16 protein-coding genes are annotated in these 18,038 nt (G+C 55.4%); 8 read left to right on the forward strand and 8 right to left on the reverse strand.

Annotated elements, in window-relative coordinates; translation table 11 throughout:
- The first annotated feature begins 529 nt into the window (after positions 1-529).
- Entirely contained in the window at positions 530-2,350 is a 1,821-nt protein-coding gene (gene mutL, locus E6C51_RS08680) for a DNA mismatch repair endonuclease MutL (RefSeq protein WP_190235677.1), read from the forward strand.
- Between the two features lie 79 nt (positions 2,351-2,429).
- Entirely contained in the window at positions 2,430-2,660 is a 231-nt protein-coding gene (locus tag E6C51_RS08685; protein ID WP_075638918.1) for a DUF2093 domain-containing protein, read from the forward strand.
- Between the two features lie 309 nt (positions 2,661-2,969).
- Here E6C51_RS08685 and lpxK read toward each other — a convergent pair whose 3' ends face one another.
- From lpxK to E6C51_RS08715, 6 genes are all read right to left on the reverse strand, one after another.
- Complete coding sequence (lpxK, locus tag E6C51_RS08690; RefSeq protein WP_190235678.1) at positions 2,970-4,010, reverse strand: tetraacyldisaccharide 4'-kinase; 1,041 nt, start codon at positions 4,008-4,010, stop codon at positions 2,970-2,972.
- A 19-nt stretch (positions 4,011-4,029) separates the two neighbouring features.
- Positions 4,030-4,755: an HAD family hydrolase gene (locus E6C51_RS08695; RefSeq protein ID WP_230987141.1), complete on the reverse strand. Its 726-nt coding sequence runs from the start codon at positions 4,753-4,755 to the stop codon at positions 4,030-4,032.
- Positions 4,752-6,071, reverse strand: coding sequence for a lipid IV(A) 3-deoxy-D-manno-octulosonic acid transferase (gene waaA, locus E6C51_RS08700; protein WP_146931606.1), 1,320 nt, complete (start codon positions 6,069-6,071; stop codon positions 4,752-4,754). The genes E6C51_RS08695 and waaA overlap by 4 nt, the downstream gene beginning before the upstream one ends.
- Positions 6,072-6,392: 321 nt before the next feature.
- Positions 6,393-6,626, reverse strand: a complete 234-nt coding sequence (locus tag E6C51_RS08705; protein WP_146932705.1) for a DUF4170 domain-containing protein — start codon at positions 6,624-6,626, stop codon at positions 6,393-6,395.
- Between the two features lie 99 nt (positions 6,627-6,725).
- Positions 6,726-7,556 (reverse strand): 3'(2'),5'-bisphosphate nucleotidase CysQ, encoded by an 831-nt coding sequence (locus E6C51_RS08710; protein WP_190235780.1) that lies wholly within the window; start codon positions 7,554-7,556, stop codon positions 6,726-6,728.
- Positions 7,557-7,574: 18 nt separating this feature from the next.
- On the reverse strand, positions 7,575-8,921 hold the full coding sequence (locus tag E6C51_RS08715) for a TldD/PmbA family protein (RefSeq protein ID WP_190235679.1): 1,347 nt from the start codon (positions 8,919-8,921) through the stop codon (positions 7,575-7,577).
- Positions 8,922-9,092: 171 nt separating this feature from the next.
- On the opposite strand from E6C51_RS08715, the gene E6C51_RS08720 reads away from it, so the two are divergent.
- Entirely contained in the window at positions 9,093-10,880 is a 1,788-nt protein-coding gene (locus tag E6C51_RS08720; protein WP_190235680.1) for a monovalent cation:proton antiporter-2 (CPA2) family protein, read from the forward strand.
- Between the two features lie 111 nt (positions 10,881-10,991).
- Here E6C51_RS08720 and E6C51_RS08725 read toward each other — a convergent pair whose 3' ends face one another.
- Together E6C51_RS08725 and E6C51_RS08730 are read right to left on the reverse strand one after the other, a co-directional pair.
- Complete coding sequence (locus tag E6C51_RS08725; RefSeq protein ID WP_146931597.1) at positions 10,992-11,489, reverse strand: PRC-barrel domain-containing protein; 498 nt, start codon at positions 11,487-11,489, stop codon at positions 10,992-10,994.
- A 265-nt stretch (positions 11,490-11,754) separates the two neighbouring features.
- The gene (locus E6C51_RS08730) at positions 11,755-12,594 is read right to left on the reverse strand and encodes an SMP-30/gluconolactonase/LRE family protein (protein WP_190235781.1); all 840 of its coding nucleotides are present in this window, start codon (positions 12,592-12,594) and stop codon (positions 11,755-11,757) included.
- 471 nt (positions 12,595-13,065) lie between these two features.
- On the opposite strand from E6C51_RS08730, the gene E6C51_RS08735 reads away from it, so the two are divergent.
- From E6C51_RS08735 to E6C51_RS08755, 5 genes are all read left to right on the forward strand, one after another.
- Complete coding sequence (locus tag E6C51_RS08735) at positions 13,066-13,839, forward strand: helix-turn-helix transcriptional regulator (protein WP_230987142.1); 774 nt, start codon at positions 13,066-13,068, stop codon at positions 13,837-13,839.
- A 61-nt stretch (positions 13,840-13,900) separates the two neighbouring features.
- Complete coding sequence (locus tag E6C51_RS08740) at positions 13,901-15,106, forward strand: CmpA/NrtA family ABC transporter substrate-binding protein (RefSeq protein WP_190235681.1); 1,206 nt, start codon at positions 13,901-13,903, stop codon at positions 15,104-15,106.
- A gap of 458 nt (positions 15,107-15,564) precedes the next feature.
- On the forward strand, positions 15,565-16,707 hold the full coding sequence (gene apbC / locus E6C51_RS08745) for an iron-sulfur cluster carrier protein ApbC (protein ID WP_190235682.1): 1,143 nt from the start codon (positions 15,565-15,567) through the stop codon (positions 16,705-16,707).
- Positions 16,708-16,799: 92 nt separating this feature from the next.
- The gene (locus tag E6C51_RS08750; protein WP_186827676.1) at positions 16,800-16,949 is read left to right on the forward strand and encodes a hypothetical protein; all 150 of its coding nucleotides are present in this window, start codon (positions 16,800-16,802) and stop codon (positions 16,947-16,949) included.
- A 92-nt stretch (positions 16,950-17,041) separates the two neighbouring features.
- A complete protein-coding gene (locus E6C51_RS08755) occupies positions 17,042-18,025 on the forward strand; it encodes a TerC family protein (protein WP_190235683.1) in 984 nt (327 codons plus the stop codon).
- Positions 18,026-18,038 lie beyond the last annotated feature (13 nt).

The raw sequence follows: 18,038 nt of genomic DNA on the forward strand, positions 1-18,038 counted from the left end.
CTGAAAATGATGGCGCTGACTTGCGACTATGCCAATATGATCCGGCATTGTTCTTGTGCCCGACTGACCTTGCACAAACCTTGTCCTTGCAACGGTTGTCGATGTGCTTTTTTTATCTGTCAGGATAGGCATCTCGTTTCAAAATCCCATCAATATCATGTTTGTCGAAATTTTTTGGTCTCTAGATGATTTTAAAAAGTGGTGCGGTATCCTTTGTGTGTTTGATAAAACACAAGGAGCTTACTGCATAATTCCTTAAATCGGAATCGATTTAAGGAATTATGCAGCAGATTGAAAGTGTTACAGCGAACCTTTGTGCGCCATATATGGCGCACGGCGCTGTAATATGCTCTACAGTGTTTTTTTTATCGAATTCTATCGGATTTATCCCCGTAAACGATTAAACTTGAATTAATTTTATATTTTCTTGGCAGGCTACCCCTATAAATATAGGGAGGTGGTGTAAAATTGCTGTGCAGCCGCCTCTGCCCGGGCTTTCTTCTTCGCGTTCAATGTCAGATAATGATGCATGATCATTCAACAACTGCCCGAAACCCTGATCAACCAGATTGCCGCTGGCGAAGTCATTGAGCGCCCCGCCAGTGCGGCCAAGGAACTGATTGAAAATGCCATTGATGCCGGTGCCACGCGCATTGATATCGCAACCGCAGGGGGCGGTAAAACCCTGCTGCGCATTTCTGATAACGGCATGGGCATGGATGCGGGCGATTTGGAGCTGGCGGTGCGCCGTCATTGCACATCCAAGCTGAAAACCTCGCTGGATGACATCAAAAGCCTTGGTTTTCGCGGTGAAGCCCTGCCGTCGATCGGCTCTGTGGCAAAGCTGACCATCACCAGCCGCAGGGCCGATAGCGATAGTGCCTATCAGATCGTGGTTGAGGGGGGCAAAGTGTCTGCGGCGCGGCCATCGCCGGGCAATGTCGGCACGGTGGTCGAGGTGCGCGATCTGTTTTTTGCCACGCCAGCCCGGTTGAAGTTTTTGAAGACGGAGCGGGCAGAGGCGGCGGCCATTACCGAAATGGTCAAGCGCATGGCTATTGCCTTTCCGCATATTCGCTTTGTGCTGTCCGGCTCAGACCGCAGCACGCTGGAGCTGGGTGCCACAGGGGATGACCATCTGGCGCGGATTGCGCAAGTGCTGGGGGCAGAGTTTCGCGACAATGCCATTGCGCTGGATGCCGTGCGCGAAGATGTGCATATGGGTGGTTTTGCCGGTGTGCCAACGTTTAATCGCGGCAATTCCGCCCATCAATATGCTTTTGTCAACGGACGGCCCGTGCAGGACAAGCTGGTGCTGTCGGCCATTCGCGGGGCCTATGCCGAGACCGTGCCGTTTGGGCGTTATCCCGTGGCGGTGCTGGCCCTGACCCTTGATCCGGCCTTGGTAGATGTGAATGTGCATCCGGCCAAATCTGATGTGCGCTTTCGGGATCCTGGCCTGGTGCGTGGCCTGATCGTTGGTGGTATCCGCGAGGCCTTGGCGCGTGAAGGGGATCGCTCCTCCACGGCAGGGGCGGGCGCAATGCTGCGGGCCTTTCGCCCCGGCGGCGGTGGGGCTGGTTTTTCGCCGCGTCCTTCAGCCACAAGCTGGAGCATGGAAACATCCCCCTCTCGGCCCAACAATTTCTTCCAGACAATGCCGCAGGGCATGGCGGAAGGCGGGCAGGGGCGGTTTGACAGTGTGACAGCGCCCACGGCCCGCGCAGATACCGTTTCGCAAGCTGTGCCAGAGGTGACAGAACAGGGCCGTTTTCGACTGGGAGCCGCTAGAGCGCAGGTCCACGCCAATTATATCGTTGCGCAAACGGAAGATGGTTTGGTGATTGTTGATCAGCACGCCGCCCATGAGCGTCTGGTTTTTGAGGATATGCGTAAGGCGCTGACGGGGCGTAGGCTGCCAAGTCAGGGGCTGCTGATCCCTGAAATTGTTGATCTGCCGGAAGAGGATTGCGACCGGCTGATGGATCATGCGGTCAATCTCGATCAGCTTGGTCTTGCCATTGAGCGCTTTGGCCCCGGTGCCATTGCGGTGCGCGAGACGCCATCCATGTTGGGCGAAGTCAATGTGAACGGGCTTTTGCGGCAATTGGCTGATGAAATTGCGGAGTGGGATACCGCGGACGGGTTGTTTGCCAAGCTGGAACATGTGGCCGCCACCATGGCCTGCCATGGCTCTGTGCGCTCCGGGCGGGTTCTTCGGCCCGAAGAAATGAATGCGCTTTTGCGCAAAATGGAAGAAACGCCCGGTTCCGGCCAATGCAATCATGGTCGCCCGACCTATGTGGAGCTGAAGCTCGGCGATATTGAACGATTGTTTGGCCGCAGCTGATAGAAAAATGATGGGCGCACTGGCAATCTTTGGCGCTTGGGCTTATTTCAGAAAGACAGATTATAAGGAGCGCGGCAGTATGAACCGGTTTGAAAGCGGCGGAAATCGTCAGGCGACAGTGAAATATCTTGATGGTGATTTCCAGATCATGGTGCCCGGATCTTACGTTGTCTGCGCCATGACGGGCAGGCCCATCACCATTGACGAGCTGAAATATTGGAGCGTGGACCGTCAGGAAGCCTATGTCGATGCGGCTGCATCGCTTGAGGCCGAAAAGCGGGCAGGCAATTTGCCAAACCAGAAACGCTGATTTTACAGCATGAGAGTTTGTCAGGGAAAAGTGGAATCCGGTTTTCGGATAAATCTGATGCTCTATCAATGCCGATTGATGCGCGTCCGGCCAGTTTCCATGGTACGCGACACAAAGGCCTTCATGTGCCGTTTACCCCCCTCTGGCTTGCCAGCCATCTCCCCCACAAGGAGGGAGATCGGATAGGCGCTCCTGCTGGTTTTTAACAATGAACCTGTGATTTTCGACACATACAGCTGAGCAATAGTGTTGCTTTTGGCGATCTCCCTCCTTGTGGGGGAGATGCCCGGCAGGGCAGAGGGGGGTGAGCTATACGGTAAAACGTGTGCGTCGGGTACTGTGGCCAGCTTCCATGGCCTGGCGAACGAGCAGGCCCGGTGCTGATGGGTCATCAAAAGCCATTTCAATCTCAAGAACCATGGATTTTTGCATCAAATCTTGCGCGTTCGGCACATCGCTGCCCTGCAAGCGCGCCAAGTCCTTGGCGGTCGTTACCAGTTGCAGCCCATTGTGATCGGCGGTTTTCAGCAGGTCAGCAATTGCCTCGCTGGAGAGCGCCTGATGATCACCAAAGCTGCGGGTGATGACAATATCCGCACCAATCTCGCGCAGGCTTGCATAGAATTTTTCAGGATCGGCAATCCCGGCATAGGCCAGCACTCGCCCTTGTAGGCGCGGATCAACCGCGAAGGCGCGGATGGTGGCATTGAGCACCGGTTTTCCTGCACGTGCTGCACGGCGCACCAAAGCCATGGCCTGATCTGCGGTGCCGACGTTTAAAAGCGTGTGCATCTGGGCAAATTGTGGGGTGAGAGGGGCGCGCAGTGGACCGGCCGGGAAGACAAAGCCATTGCCAGCGCCTTTTCGGCTATCCACCACCAGCAAAGCCAGATCCACATGCAGCTGGGCGCTTTGAAAGCCATCATCCATGATGATCAGATCAACGCTTTGCGCTTCGAGCGCTTTTGCCCCGTCTTTCCGGCGCGGCGAAATGACCGTGAGGGCCTGGGCTGCCAGCAGCAGAGGTTCATCCCCCACCTGATGGGCACTGTGGATCAGGGGATCAACCACCAGCGTGCCTTTGTTTGTGCCGCCATAGCCACGGCTGAGAAAGCCGGGTTTGAGCCCCATGGCGATTGCGGCCTTGGCCAAAGCCAGCGCGGTTGGGGTTTTGCCAGCGCCACCGAGGGTGAAATTGCCAATGCAGAGCACCGGAATAGAGGCGTGATAGCGGTCTTTGCGCGCCATGCGGCGGGCCGCGATGTGGCCGTAGAGGGTGGAGATTGGCCAAAGTGCTGCGGCTTTCCAGCCGATTTTCTGCCACCAGAAGGACGGTGCTTGCAAGGGCATGGCCCGACCTCCGCGTTGATCAGTTCAAAACCGTGTGCAGTTCGGTAATGTTATTGAGGCAGAAATCGCTGTTGACCGTCAATGTCTCGCGAGAACCCGTGCCGGTCAGCACGGCAATGGCGAGGCCTGCGCCCGCATTGCGGCCCATATGCAGGTCGTGATTGTTGTCGCCCACCACGGCCACTTGCGCAGCAGACAGGCCGGTGGCCGCACAAAAGCCATGCACCATGCCCGGTTCCGGTTTGCAGCCGTGGCCGCTATCATAACCGGCAATGAAATCCACGTGGTCTGTCAGGCCGAAACGCTGCACAATGGCGCGGATCGAGCGCTCATTATCGGAAGAGGCAATGCCCAGTTTGAGACCCTTTTGCTTGAGCGTCGAAAACAAATGAGCAAGATCGGTGACTGGCACTGAAAAATCAGCGGCTGCGGCAAAAATCCGGTCCAGCTCAACTGTGAGATCATGCACATCAAAGGCGGATCCTGCATCCACCAGCCCTTGGGCAATCTGGCGGGAGTTGCCAGCTGCCAGCAGGCTATCGGCCATGACAACGCCTGTGTCCGGGTCCATGCCGCAGGCAAGCAGCAGCTTATCCGCCAATTCCGCATCGCCTTTGGCGGCCAGCAAGGCCAGTTGGCGGTTTACCGGCTCCCAGCTGGCATCATAATCCAGAAGTGTTCCGTCTTTGTCGAACAGGATACCAAGAATTTCAGGCTTGCCCTGCATGTTTGTGCCTGCTGTCATTCGCCTGCCGCTGCTTTGGGTTCCAACCTTGCCTTGACAGTCAAGGGATTGGTGTAAGGCTCCAGCGCCTTGAGGGTAATGGAGAGCGCGCCGCGCATATCCTGCACGGCGGCAATGCCCGCATCGCCCATTTTATGGCGGGCGAGGGGATTGTTCATCAGAAAATGCACGGCCTTGGCCAGCGTTTCAGCATCGCGCACCACGCGGGCAGAGCCATGACGCACCAGACGCTGATAGCTCTCGCGGAAATTTTCCACATGCGGCCCGCTGAGCACCGCACAGCCCAACACGGCAGGCTCCATCGGATTGCCGCCACCGGCCCCCGGCACCAGTGAGCGGCCAACAAAGGCAATTTCCGTCAGGCGTAAGTACAGGCCCATTTCGCCAATGCTATCGCCCAAAAACACATCGGTTTCGGCGGTGATTTCGTCATTGCGGCTGCGACGGGCAACGATAAGGCCTTGCTGCACCATCATCGCTTCAATCTCATCGGCACGATCAGGATGGCGCGGCACCACAATGGAAAGCTGGCCCATATGGGCTTTCAGCGCACGATGCACCATGGATGCCACCTGTTCCTCGCCGTCGGCGGTGGAAATGGCGGCCCAGGTTTTACGGTGTCCAATCTGTCTTTGATATTGCCCCAGCAGGTCCATATCGACGGCGGGCGCATCGGTATCGACCTTGATATTGCCTGAAACAGTCACTGGCCAGGCACCCAGATCCCGAAAGCGCTCACCATCACCATCGGATTTGGCAATCACCATGGCCAGCTTGGAAAACAGCGACGAGGCGACTTTGGAATGCTTTTGCCAACGGGCAAAGGAGCGGTCAGACATGCGCGCATTGACCAGAATTTGCGGAATGCGGCGATCGTGCAAAGATTGCAAGGTTGCGGGCCAGATTTCGGAATCGACGGTAATGGCCAGATCAGGCTGCCAATAATCCAGAAAACGGCGCACGGCAGGCAGCGCATCAATTGGCACATATTGATGTATCACTTCGTCCCGCAGTCGGGTGGCGGCAATTTCGGCAGATGTCACGGTGCCGGTTGTCAGCAAAACGTGAATGCCAGCGCGGCGAAACTCGCGCATCAGCGCGGTGACGGCACCCATTTCGCCAACACTTGCGGCATGGACCCAGATCAGGGGTCCGTGCGGGCGGTTTGCTGCCGCATGGCCAAGACGCTCCATGCGTCGGCTGCGATCTTCCTTGCCTTTGGAGGCGCGCACCGCCAAAAGAATGCCAGCGCAAGGGAAGGCCACAACACCCGCCCATCGATAGGCTGTCAGTGCAATGCGGGCCAATGCGCTCATTCGTTTTCAACCTTCATTCTACTGCTCCTCTATCGCACGGTCTTAGCGCGACCGGGAGGAGTTTCACGATAAAAGATGATTGCACACCTATCAAAATCTCAACTGATCTCGCGTGCAATAGGGTGCAACAATGATGGTCTATCGTCCTTTGCCAATAGTTCTTTAAAAATCTAGCTATTTCAATGGCAATTTTAAGCACATGATAGCGCTGGAACGGCCTATACGCAAAAAAATACGCTGTTGCAGCGCAGGCGTGCAAGATGCCCTTGCACGCGCAGATCTTTTGGCTGTTTTTTCGCAGCTTCGCTACGCTGCAAACCCTTATTCAGCAGGGTTCAGCAGACGGTGCATGTGAACAATGAAATACCGCATATGGGCATTGTCCACGGTCATTTGTGCCTTGGATTTCCAAGCTGTCAGCGCCGATGCGTAATCAGGAAAAATCCCGACGATATCGAGCGCATTGAGATCACGGAACTGAACGTCCGTCAGGCTGCTCAATTCGCCGCCGAAAACCAAATGGAGGAGTTGTTTCTTTTCGCCTGTGTTGGTCACTGTGTCGGTCATGTCATCTTTTCCGTCGTTATCTGCCCGCATTCTCCACCCGCCTGTCATCTGCGTGATTTTGCGGCAGAGGTCAACCTTTGGCGGGCACTATTGCTGCGTGGTATTTCTCCCCGGTGCGAAGGTCGTCAGCAGGTTTGGAAGCACCGCATTGGAACCCGCCAGCAAATGTCCGTGGCGCACCGTGGGGCGATTATACAAAAGTGGCTTGCCATCAATGTCGCTCAATGCGCCGCCTGCGCGCTGCAAGATCAAGTCAGCCGCTGCCAGATCCCAATCATGGGAGTTTTTCAAAACCAGTGTCGCATCAATGCGGCCTGCGGCCACCATGGCCAGCCGATAGGCCAGCGATGGCACATGCTCCACCCGCTCCAGCCGGTGGCGCACATCCTCATCAAAAGCCTTGAGCAATTCTGCCGGTGTGGCAACCCGCAAGGACTCATGCGGCTCTCGGGTGGCAACCGTGATCGGCTGACCGTTGAGCATGGCAGCGCCAGCCTCGGTTGCCGTAAACACTTCAAAAAGCGCGGGGGCGACCAGCACGCCTGCGACCGGGCGGCCCTTGTGCACAACCGCCACCGAGACGCACCATGTTTTGCTGCCCGCCAGAAAGGCGCGGGTGCCATCAATCGGGTCAATCACAAACACGGTGTCGCAACGCAGGCGGCTTTCGTCATCGTCGGTTTCTTCCGACAGCCAGCCATAAGAGGGGCGGGCCGTGCGCAATACCTGTGATAGCAGCGTATTGGCAGCGTAATCGGCAGCGCTGACGGGCGATTGCCCCTTGTTTTTCCACCACACTTCCGGGTCGGCACCAAAATAGGTCATGGCCAGCGCGCCCGCTTGCGTTGCGGCATCGGTAATCAGCAAGAGATCGTCTTGCCAGTCAATTGCCTGCGCACTGTCCTGATGGCTGTCCATGCTCACCCGTTTGGTCCCTTATTTTCCCGCAAGTGTCATGCCCTCAACGGCAATGGTGGGTGCCGCGATGCCAAACTTGCGATCAATGTCATTGGCAGGCGTGATCGTCATGAACATGTCCTTGAGATTGGAAGCGATGGTGACCTCTGAGACCGCAAAGGTCAATTCGCCATTCTCGATCCAGAAGCCGGATGCGCCACGGCTGTAATCGCCGGTGACCATATCAACGCCATGGCCAATCATATCGGTCACGTAAAAGCCGTTCTTGATGCCCGAGATCAGATCTTGTGGCGATATATCGCCCGGCTCCAGCGCCAGATTGGTGCAGGAGGGCGAAACGGCGGTGCCGCCGCGTGATCCACGGCCATTGGTGTGCAGGCCCAGCTCTTTTGCGGTGGAGGTGGAAAGGAACCAGTGTTTCAACACCCCGTCCTCAATCATCGTCAAAGGCTTGCCGGTGATACCTTCACCATCAAAGGGCCGCGACGACGAGCCGCGCACCCGGATCGGGTTGTCGGTGATGTTCAATCCCGCCTTCAAAACCTGTTGGCCCATGCGATCGCGCAAAAACGAAGTCTTGCGGGCAATCGATGCGCCGTTAATGGCACCGGCGATATGCCCGACAAAGCCGCGCGCCACACGCGGATCAAACACCACCGTCAGATTTTTGGTGGTCTCTACCTTGCGCGGGTTGATCTTGCGCACCGTGCGCTCACCAGCCCGACGGCCGATGATATCCGGGCTGTCGAGATCGGCATAATAAAGGCGACTGTCAAAATCATGATCGCGCTCCATGGCCGTGCCTTCGCCAGCGATCACGCCAACAGAGCGTGAAAAGCGTGAGGCCTGATAGGCCCCGGAAAACCCATGGGAGGTGACAAGAACCATGCCGCCCATGCCCGCAGAGGCACCAGCCCCCAGCGAGTTGGTGACACCTTTCACCGCGCGGGCGGCCTCTTCGGTGGCAAGGGCTGCTTCGCGCAATTGATCGCTGGAAACCTCGGTGTCATCATAAAGCTCAAGGTCGGGATAGCTGCGCGCCAAATCCGGTTCATCCGCCAAGCCGGTATAGGGATCTTCCGGCGAAACTTTGGCCATGGCCACGGCGCGTTCGGCAAGGGCCGCAAGATCAAAGCCGGGATTGGCCGAGACCGAGGCAACCTTGTTGCCGATAAACACCCGCAGCGAAAAATCATCGCTCTCGGAGGATTCGGTTGATTCCACTTTGCCCAGGCGCACGCTGACGCTTTTGGCACGCGAGCGCACCACAACGGCATCGGCCTTGTCGGCCCCTGCCTTACGGGCAAGGTCAACAAGCGTATGAGCGCGAGAAAGCAGGTGGTCGGCTTGATTTTCAGATGACATGGCTTGGCCTTTCGTTATCCATCCATTTATTGTGCATTACCGATTGCATCAAGGGCATTGCTCTGATTCTGCTCAATCGCGATCTAGAGTTTGTCAGGGAAAAGTGGAATCCGGTTTTCCCGAAGAGACAAACGAAAACAAAAGACTCTCGACGAAACTGAAAGGCCAGCCATGAGTACCGCACCCACCTTGATTTTCACCGAGGCCCTCGTGTTGCTGGGTGGAGCGGTTGTTGCAGCGCCGATTTTTCGAAAACTGGGGCTGGGAACCGTGCTGGGCTATCTGGCCGCCGGTGCGGTGATTGGGCCGCTTGCCCATATCATCACCGGAGCGGAAGAGATTTTGCCGGTGGCAGAACTGGGCGTGGTCTTTCTGTTGTTCGTCATCGGGCTGGAACTGAAACCCTCGACGCTGTGGCGGATGCGGGCCGATATTTTTGGTCTCGGCAGTGCGCAAGTGCTGCTGGGGGGTGGATTGCTGACAGTTGCGGCGGTGATGTTTCAGCTTCTGGATTGGAAAGCCGCCGTGGTGGCAGGCTTTGGCCTATCCTTGTCCTCCACGGCATTTGCGCTGCAAATTCTCAATGATCGCAACGACATGAACAGCGCCTATGGTCAGCGCACCTTTTCGGTTCTGCTGTTTCAGGATCTGGCCATTGTGCCGCTTTTGGCGATGATTTCCATTTTGGGCAATCAGGCAGGCTCTCAAAGTGCATCCTTGTGGCTGGATATTGGCATTGCAATTGCCGCAACGCTGGCGATGATTTTGACCGGGCGCTATGTGCTGACACCGATGTTTCAAATCATCGCGCGCACCGGCGCCCGTGAGGTGATGATTGCGGCGGCGCTGTTTGTGGTGCTTGGCTCGGCCATGTTGATGCAGGCGGTTGGTCTCTCCATGGCCATGGGGGCTTTTCTGGCTGGCGTGATGCTGGCCGAATCCTCCTATCGCCACGAGCTGGAAGCGGATATCGAGCCGTTTCGCGGCATCCTTCAGGCGCTGTTTTTCATCGCCGTCGGGCTGTCTGTGCAATTTAATGTGATCTTCGACAATCTTCTGGTGTTGGCACTGGCTGTGCCAGTGATCATGCTGGTCAAAGCGCTCAGCATTTATGGGCTTTGCCGGATTGCCGGATCAAACCATAATGATGCTCTGCGCATCGCAGCCGTTTTGCCACAAGGCGGTGAGTTCGGCTTTGTGCTGTTCACCACGGCGGTGTCTGCCGGGCTGTTTTCCAACGCCACCGCTTCGCTGCTGATTTCTGTGGTCACGTTGACCATGGCGCTTACGCCGGTGGTGGCAAGCCTGGCCAACCATTTGCTCAAGGGCGAAGCCCGCGAAGAAATCGAGGAGGATTTTGAAGGGGCCGGTTCCGATGTGCTGATGATCGGCTTTTCCCGTTTCGGCCAGATTGCCGCACAGATCCTGCTGGCCAGTGGCCGGGATGTGACCATCATCGATGATTCCGCCGACCGTATTCGGCAGGCCTCGATGTTTGGATTTCGCATCTATTTTGGCGACGGAACCCGGCTGGATATGCTGCGGGCCGCAGGGATTGAGAAAGCCAAGATCGTTGCCGTTTGTACGCAAAAGCGTGAGGTGACGGACAAGATTGTCGATCTGATTGCGTCAGAATTCCCCCATTGTCGGCTTTTTGTCCGCTCTTATGATCGTGTTCATAGCCTGTCTTTACGCGCCCGCAATGTCGAGTATGAACTGCGCGAAACATTGGAATCGGGTCTGGCTTTTGGTCGTAGCGCGATTATCGCCCTTGGCGTTGGCGAGGAAACAGCAACGGCAATTGAGGCCGATATTCGCCGCCGCGATGAAGAGCGTTTGCAATTGCAGGCAGTGGATGGACTGCGGGCGGGCACGCATATGCTTTACAATCGCCCGGTTCAGCCGGAACCTTTGGTCAAACCCAAGCGCGGGGCAGAGCAGACAGAAGACGCGCAATAGACATTGTCGCGGGATCAACGCAGCACAAAAAAAGGCGAAGCCCGTGGGCTTCGCCTTCTCTGACTGGAGATCAGAGTATTCTTGACATCACTGTGTCGTCATCATTCAGATTTACGACTTCTGCTCTGACAGGGTTTTGAACGCTGGAGCTGTCTTCAGGCTTTCTGCCGTCTCCATTGTTGTCAAATGCAGAGTAGCCGGATCCTTCACGTCGTGGGTCACAGTGATCTTGCTGATCGGAACGGCAACATTCTTTTCACCCATGCCCAGGAAGCCACCCACGCCGATCACGGCAGCAACAACCTTGCCATCCTTCTGCATGATCAGGTCATTGATCTTGCCAATGCTCTTTTCGCCCGTGGTGTAAACGTCCTGACCGATGTAATTGGTTGCGGCCAGCTGATCAGCGCCCTGCTGGGTCAGATAGACTTCCTGTGTTGCCATCGAGTCTGTGGCCATCGGAGCCTTGGTTGTGGTCGTTGTTTCATTTTTCATAGTATCGGTAGCAGCTGGCTTGGCTGGTTTTGCATCTTGCGCAAAAGCCATAGGAGCTACAGCAGTAGAGCCAAGAAGAATCGTCGTTGCTACAATGCTAAGTGTCTTTTTCATCTTAATCCTACCTTTATCTCTATTTCGTTTTCGATCCCGGCACCGTGGACGTTTCGTCTTCAGCGCCTTGGTTCGAGAGGGAAATGCTTGAACAGGAGGATCGTTCCGTAAAAATTTGCCTTTTATTTTTTCAATTTGATGGAACTTTATGCAAGTTCCATCAGCATTGTCGCAACTGCGCAGATAAAATCTGCTGCATAAGTTTCTCCTTAAATCGATTTCGATCTAAGGAATTATGCGTCAGGCCAAAAAGCGGCGGGAGGCGTTAGAGCCGGAAGCTGGGTTCCGGGCGGCCCTTCACACTCACGTCCAGAACAAATGTCTGGCCGCCTTGCGGATCGGCAGCGAGGCCCGCATCATCCAGCCCTTCTGTTGCGCTGGTGATCAGCAGGCGATTGAGATTGTGACCAATGAAGGCCGGGCAGGTGGTTTGGGCCGCAGGCACCTTATAGCGCGCCATGTGTTGGCCCGCGCTGTCGTAATGGTCGACCGCACCCACACCCCAGCGTGCGTTCCAGATGCCGCCATCGGCATCGCAGACTGAACCATCAATGCCGCCAGGCTGTCCGCGCCCGTCAATATGCGCGGTTGGTGTGCCAACGGGCAGGCCTGTTGAAGGGTCCAGCGCCACCTTCATCATCACGTTCACACGGGTATCGACGTAATAACCAAGGGTGCCGTCCGGTGAAAAGCAGATGGAATTGGGAATGCTGATGGCATCAAACAGCCGCGTCACGGTTTTGCCAGCCACATGATAGATCGCGCCCGCGCCGTCTGCTGCGGTTTTGCCCATGGTGCCAACCCATAGAGCCCCGCTTTGATGAACGCGCCCGTCATTGGAGCGATTGCCGGGGCGATCAGCCTCCAGCACAGTGAGAAGTTCGAGCGCGCCGCTTGCCACATCACGCAGGAAAATTCCGCTCTCTGTTGCCAGAATTTGACGCTCAGCATCGACGCGCGCCAGCACGCTGGCCATCATCGGCAGGGAATGGCGGATGGTTTCGCCGCTTGCGACAGTGTGCTGATAAAGCTCCTTGCCGAGAATGTCGAACCACCAGGCGGTATCGGTTGTGGCATCATAGGTCGGCCCTTCGCCAAGATGCATACGGGTATCAATCAGAACGGTGCCGGAATAAGGTTTTTCCAAGGGTCTCTCCCATGATGCTTTTGTGTCATGTGTTTTCGCGTCGCGGTGCGATGCTGATGATTTGGTGTTTCTATTGGATGTGTGCGAAAGCTGGTTTCATTTCTGGCTCAGCCTTTAAAGAATGTCAAAATCCAAAAGAAAATGACGATGGCGGCTGGAGGGATGCAAATTCCACCCTTTGGCCACGCTTTGGTTAAATTTGTCGATATTGGCTTTGCTGTCTATGAAGACATCTGGGCGTAGCACGTCTGTCCAGAGTTTCTTGAATCGCAATCGACGTTTGAAATCGATATTCGAAATCGGTTCGAGGAGAAAATCATACCCATAATCCTTGCGGTGTTATACCTTGACGCCGCAGAGCCTGTGATTCTGAAATTGACTTTGTTCTTGAGCTTGTCGATGTCAGGACAGAAATTTCCGGATGAAAACATGAGACGTGTCAATGAAATGGGCGATAATCTGATTGTTCTACAGGATTCCCCGTCAAAGGTGGCCGATGTGGAGCGGTTTTTGGCTGATCTTGCGACGTCCAAAACGCAGTTTGATGTGTTCCGGTTTATGAAGCAGATTGGCGAGTATTTTGGTGCCAAGTTTTTCCTGGTTATGAATATGCCACCGGTTGACGCGCTCCATCTCGCCAGTTGCTCTGTGATCACCAATTGGCCTGCCGAATTGCTGAGTGAATATGACGAGGCGACCTTGTTGCCCACCAGTCCTATTTTTCACCGGCTGCGCAACACTTCTTTGCCGGTGCTGTTTGATCTTGCAACAATCGCGCGTGAACGCGATGCAAAGACCGCGGATCGCGCCACCACTATTTTGCGCGCTCACAACCTGCTTCGGAATGCTTCTTTCCCTGTCTTTGATTTTGCTGGAAATCGGGGTGCTGTCGCTATTTCTGGCGAGTGGGGTGAGTTGTCCTTCATTGATGTTGTCTTGCTCCACCATGTCTCCGCCCATGTTTTCAATCGGCTGGCAGAAATTCGCGAGATGGATGCCTGCGTCAAGGAAACCTTGACCGAGCGTGAGATCGAGTGCCTGAGCTGGACCTCGGCTGGCAAGACATCCATCGAAATTGCTGAAATCATGGGCCTGTCTGAACACACCATCAATCACTATCTCAACCGTGCCACCAAAAAGCTGGACACGGTCAATCGGACCCAGGCCGTTGCCAAATCATTGCGATTGGGTCTGATAAGGTAAGCATTTTGCCGACGGCTGCGCGGCGAGGAAAGAGCAGGATGGGTAGACAATTGGCGGTCTCATGGAGGTGACTTTGGGCTTTATGCCCTTTGTCGATAGTGCCGCGCTGATCATTGCCTCGGAAAAGGGTTTTGCCGCCGACGAGGGGCTTCACTTGCGTCTGGTGCGCGAGACCACATGGGCCAATATTCGAGACCGTGTGGCGGTCGGTCAATTGGATGGTGCCCCCATGCCTGCACCTCTGCCGCTGGCCGCCAATCTGGGGCTTTATCCGGTTTCACCTGCCTTGCTGGTTGCGATGACGCTGAATTTGGCGGGCGGTGCCGTTACGGTGTCCAAGGCACTGTTTGATATGCTGGCGCAAGCACAGCCCAAACATGATCCAATCCGTCTTGATCCAGGCGCGGCGGGACAGGCGCTCAAAGCCGTTGTCAGTCGCCGCCCTGCTTCGCTGAAACCTCTTCGCTTTGCCATCGGGTTCGACCATTCCAGTCAGGGGTATCAGCTTCGTTATTGGCTAAACGCCAGCGGTCTGGTTGTGGGGCGCGACGTGGATGTCGTGGCTTTGCCATCGCCATTGATGACCGACGCCCTGTCAGAGGGTGCCATTCACGGGTTTTGCGCGGCCGAGCCGTGGAACAGCATGGCGGTGAGCAAAGGTGTTGGGCGTATTCTCACCACCAGCGCCGAAATTTGGCGCGACGGACCGGATAAGGTGCTTGGCCTCTCAAAGCGTTGGGTGCAAGCCAACGAGCTTGCAGTGGATGCCTTGTTGCGCGCCCTGCATCGATCCGCCCAATGGTGTGGCAATCCCGACAATATCGAGGAACTGGCTGGCATTTTGGCAGCTCCGCGCCATCTTGGCGTTGACGGGCATCTGATGCTGCCAGCCTTGACTGGTGAGGTGACAATTGCGCCCGGAGTTTCGCAGCATCTGGATGGCTTTATGGTGCTGGAGCGCAAAACCTCAGGCTTTCCAAGGCAAAGTCAGGCGCTGTGGTTTTACAGCCAGATGGTGCGGGCCGGTCATGTTGTCCATTCTGCAGAAAACCGCGACAGTGTGGTGAAGACCTATCGGTCTGATCTCTATCGCCGTGCCTTAAAGCCCATTTTTGCGCCCATGCCCGAAACGCATGATGTGCGGCAGGCCAAAGGCAGGCTGCATAATGCGGGCGCGTCTACACCAATCGTCCCGTCTGAATCCGAGCGCTTTTTCGATGGCGCAATTTTTGATCCCGACCGGCTGGAACAGCATCTTGGGTCTTGATCTGTGCATGTATGCGGAAATTTACATCAAAGTGAATTGCAGTCATTTTATTCTGGTGTATGTTTTTTAGGCAGCGCGCGCGGCCGGGTTTTAAATTCTGGGCATATAGGCTGAATCCTGTTGTCCGAGCCGCCAGAAATGCCGTGTTTTAAGTTTGGCATGCTTCGTGCATGGCAAAGGAAAAGAAGTCCAGAGGGGACTTTGAAAAGGGCGCACCAAAGAAGGCGCTCACACAAACGCCGCCGGTTCCACCTGCATTCAGCAGTGTTGGTCCGGCGGTTTTTGTTTGGGCCGAGGTGGGATATAAATGCATATAGGCGTTCCGATTTTGAAGAATTTGCAATAAGGGGTGGTAAAACGGCGCTACATCACCGATGTATCGACTTTCACGTCACTTCATTCAAAGCTCTGGCCTTCCTGTTAAAAGGGGGCAGGCCATCCAACCGGGAAGTTCAGCCATGGTGCCCGATAAAAACACTGTTCTTGATGCTCTGAAAACCGTGCGCGGTCCTGATCTTGAGGGCAATATCGTCGATCTTGGCATGGTCTCCGACGTGTTCATTTCCGATGCCAAAGTGTATTTTTCCATCAATGTGCCAGCCGAACGCGCCAAGGAACTTGAGCCATTGCGGATGGCGGCCGAGCGCGTGGTGAAGGCGCTCCCCGGCGTTAAAGGTGCGCTGGTCAGCCTGACGGCAGAGCGCAAGGCGGGGGCACCATCGGCCAATCCTGCGGGCAAGCCCGCGCATTCCCATACCCATTCCCACGCACCGGCTGGTCAGCCTCCGAAACAGGCGAAAGCAGATATTCCCGGCATCGGTGCCATTGTTGCCGTTGCATCCGGCAAGGGGGGCGTTGGCAAATCCACCACCGCCGTCAATCTTGCCCTGGCGCTGATGGCCAATGGCTTGAAAGTCGGCATTCTCGATGCGGATGTCTATGGCCCGTCCATGCCCCGCCTTTTGGGGATTTCCGGTCGGCCCGAGCAGATTGATGGGCGCATCATTGTGCCGATGGAAAATTATGGCCTCAAAGCCATGTCCATGGGCTTTCTGGTTGATGAGGGCACGGCCATGATTTGGCGCGGACCCATGGTGCAATCAGCCCTGATGCAGATGTTGCGCGAAGTGGCCTGGGGACAGCTGGATGTGCTGGTGGTCGATATGCCGCCCGGCACGGGTGATGCGCAATTGACCATGGCGCAACAGGTGCCACTGACCGGTGCCGTGATTGTATCCACCCCACAGGATCTGGCTCTGATTGATGCCCGCAAAGGAATCAACATGTTCAACAAGGTCGAAGTGCCGGTGTTGGGCATTGTTGAGAACATGAGCTATTTCATCGCGCCAGACACTGGCAATCGCTACGATATTTTTGGTCATGGCGGCGCCAAGGCCGAAGCGGACGCCATTGGTGTACCATTCCTGGGCGAAGTGCCGCTGACCATATCGATTCGCGAGAAATCGGACGCAGGAACACCCATCGTTGTCAGCGAGCCTGACAATGTGCAAAGCCAAGTCTATCGCGATATTGCCGCCAAGGTCTGGCAGGAAGTGCAGCGGCATTCTGCGCGCAAAGCGCCGAAAATCACCTGGGAATAAGCCAGAGGCGGTTCAAAAATGTCGCCGTTGCAGCCTTTGAAATCGGCTGCAACGGCGACACCGCCAACAGTGTAGGGTTGAACGGAAGAGACATGACGGCTTTTGCCCAATGCCGTCTGTCGATTGAAAATATGCCAATCATCACCTCAGGCTGCATTGATAAAAATCAAATTGCACCGGTGGAGAAGCGAAAACTTGAATTTTTTGTGATGATGAGTCATACCGGCGTGATCGCACCATAGGTGCGCAACTGCGGGCCCCTCTGGCGGGAAATTCGGCTTTCCCGTGATGTCGGAGTTGTTTTCATTGAAAACGCCGTAAGAGAATAAAATTCATGACCCTTATTGCTGCTGATTTTCTCGGCCAGCCCCTGTGGATGTGGCTGGGCTTTCTTCTGTTTGTTGCCGTTCTGCTGACAATTGATCTTGGCTTGTTGAGCAAAAAGACCCGCCATATTGATGTGGCGCAGAGCATGAAACTCTCTGCCTTTTATATTGCCATGGGTGTCGCCTTTGGCGGCTTTATCTGGTGGCGCGTGGGCCATGACGCGGCCATTCTGTATCTCACCGGCTATGTGGTGGAAGAAAGCCTGTCGCTGGACAATATCTTTGTTATCGCCCTGATTTTCAGCTATTTCCGCATTCCCCAGCATCTCCAGCATCGGGCTCTGGTCTATGGCATTATCGGTGTGGTGCTGTTGCGCGGCATCATGGTGGCTGCGGGGACTGCGATTGTCGATCAATTCCATTGGGTTTTGTACCTGTTTGCTGCCTTTCTGGTTTACACGGGCATCAAGATGCTTTTGTCGGCTGATGAAGAATTTGACGTATCGAGCAATCCCATCCTTGCCTTTTTGCACAAGCGCGTGCGAATGACCGAGGAATTGCATGGCGAGAAGTTTTTTGTGCGTCTTCCGGCAGAGGGTGATGCGGTTGAAAAGACAAAACTCTACGCAACGCCGCTGTTTCTGGCTTTGGTGATGGTGGAACTGGCCGATGTTATTTTCGCTGTTGATAGTGTGCCGGCGATTTTTTCAATCACCACCGATCCCTATATTGTCTTCACGTCCAATATTGCCGCGATTTTGGGTCTGCGCGCGCTATATTTTGCGCTTTCCGCCATGCTGGAACGCTTTATCTTGTTGAAATATGCGTTGTCGGCCGTGCTGATTTTCATCGGCGGCAAGATCTTGATCGGTGATATGCTGGGCCTTCTGCATATTCCACCGTTGCCCTCGCTTGTAATTACCCTTGCTATCTTGTCGGCAGGTGTTATTGGTTCGCTGTTGAAGACGAGTGCACCGCACACGAAAAAATAACGCCAACGGGCGG

The sequence above is a fragment of the Gillisella terrae genome, assembly GCF_004801395.1.
GTDB classification, from domain to species: Bacteria; Pseudomonadota; Alphaproteobacteria; order Rhizobiales; family Rhizobiaceae; genus Allorhizobium; species Allorhizobium terrae.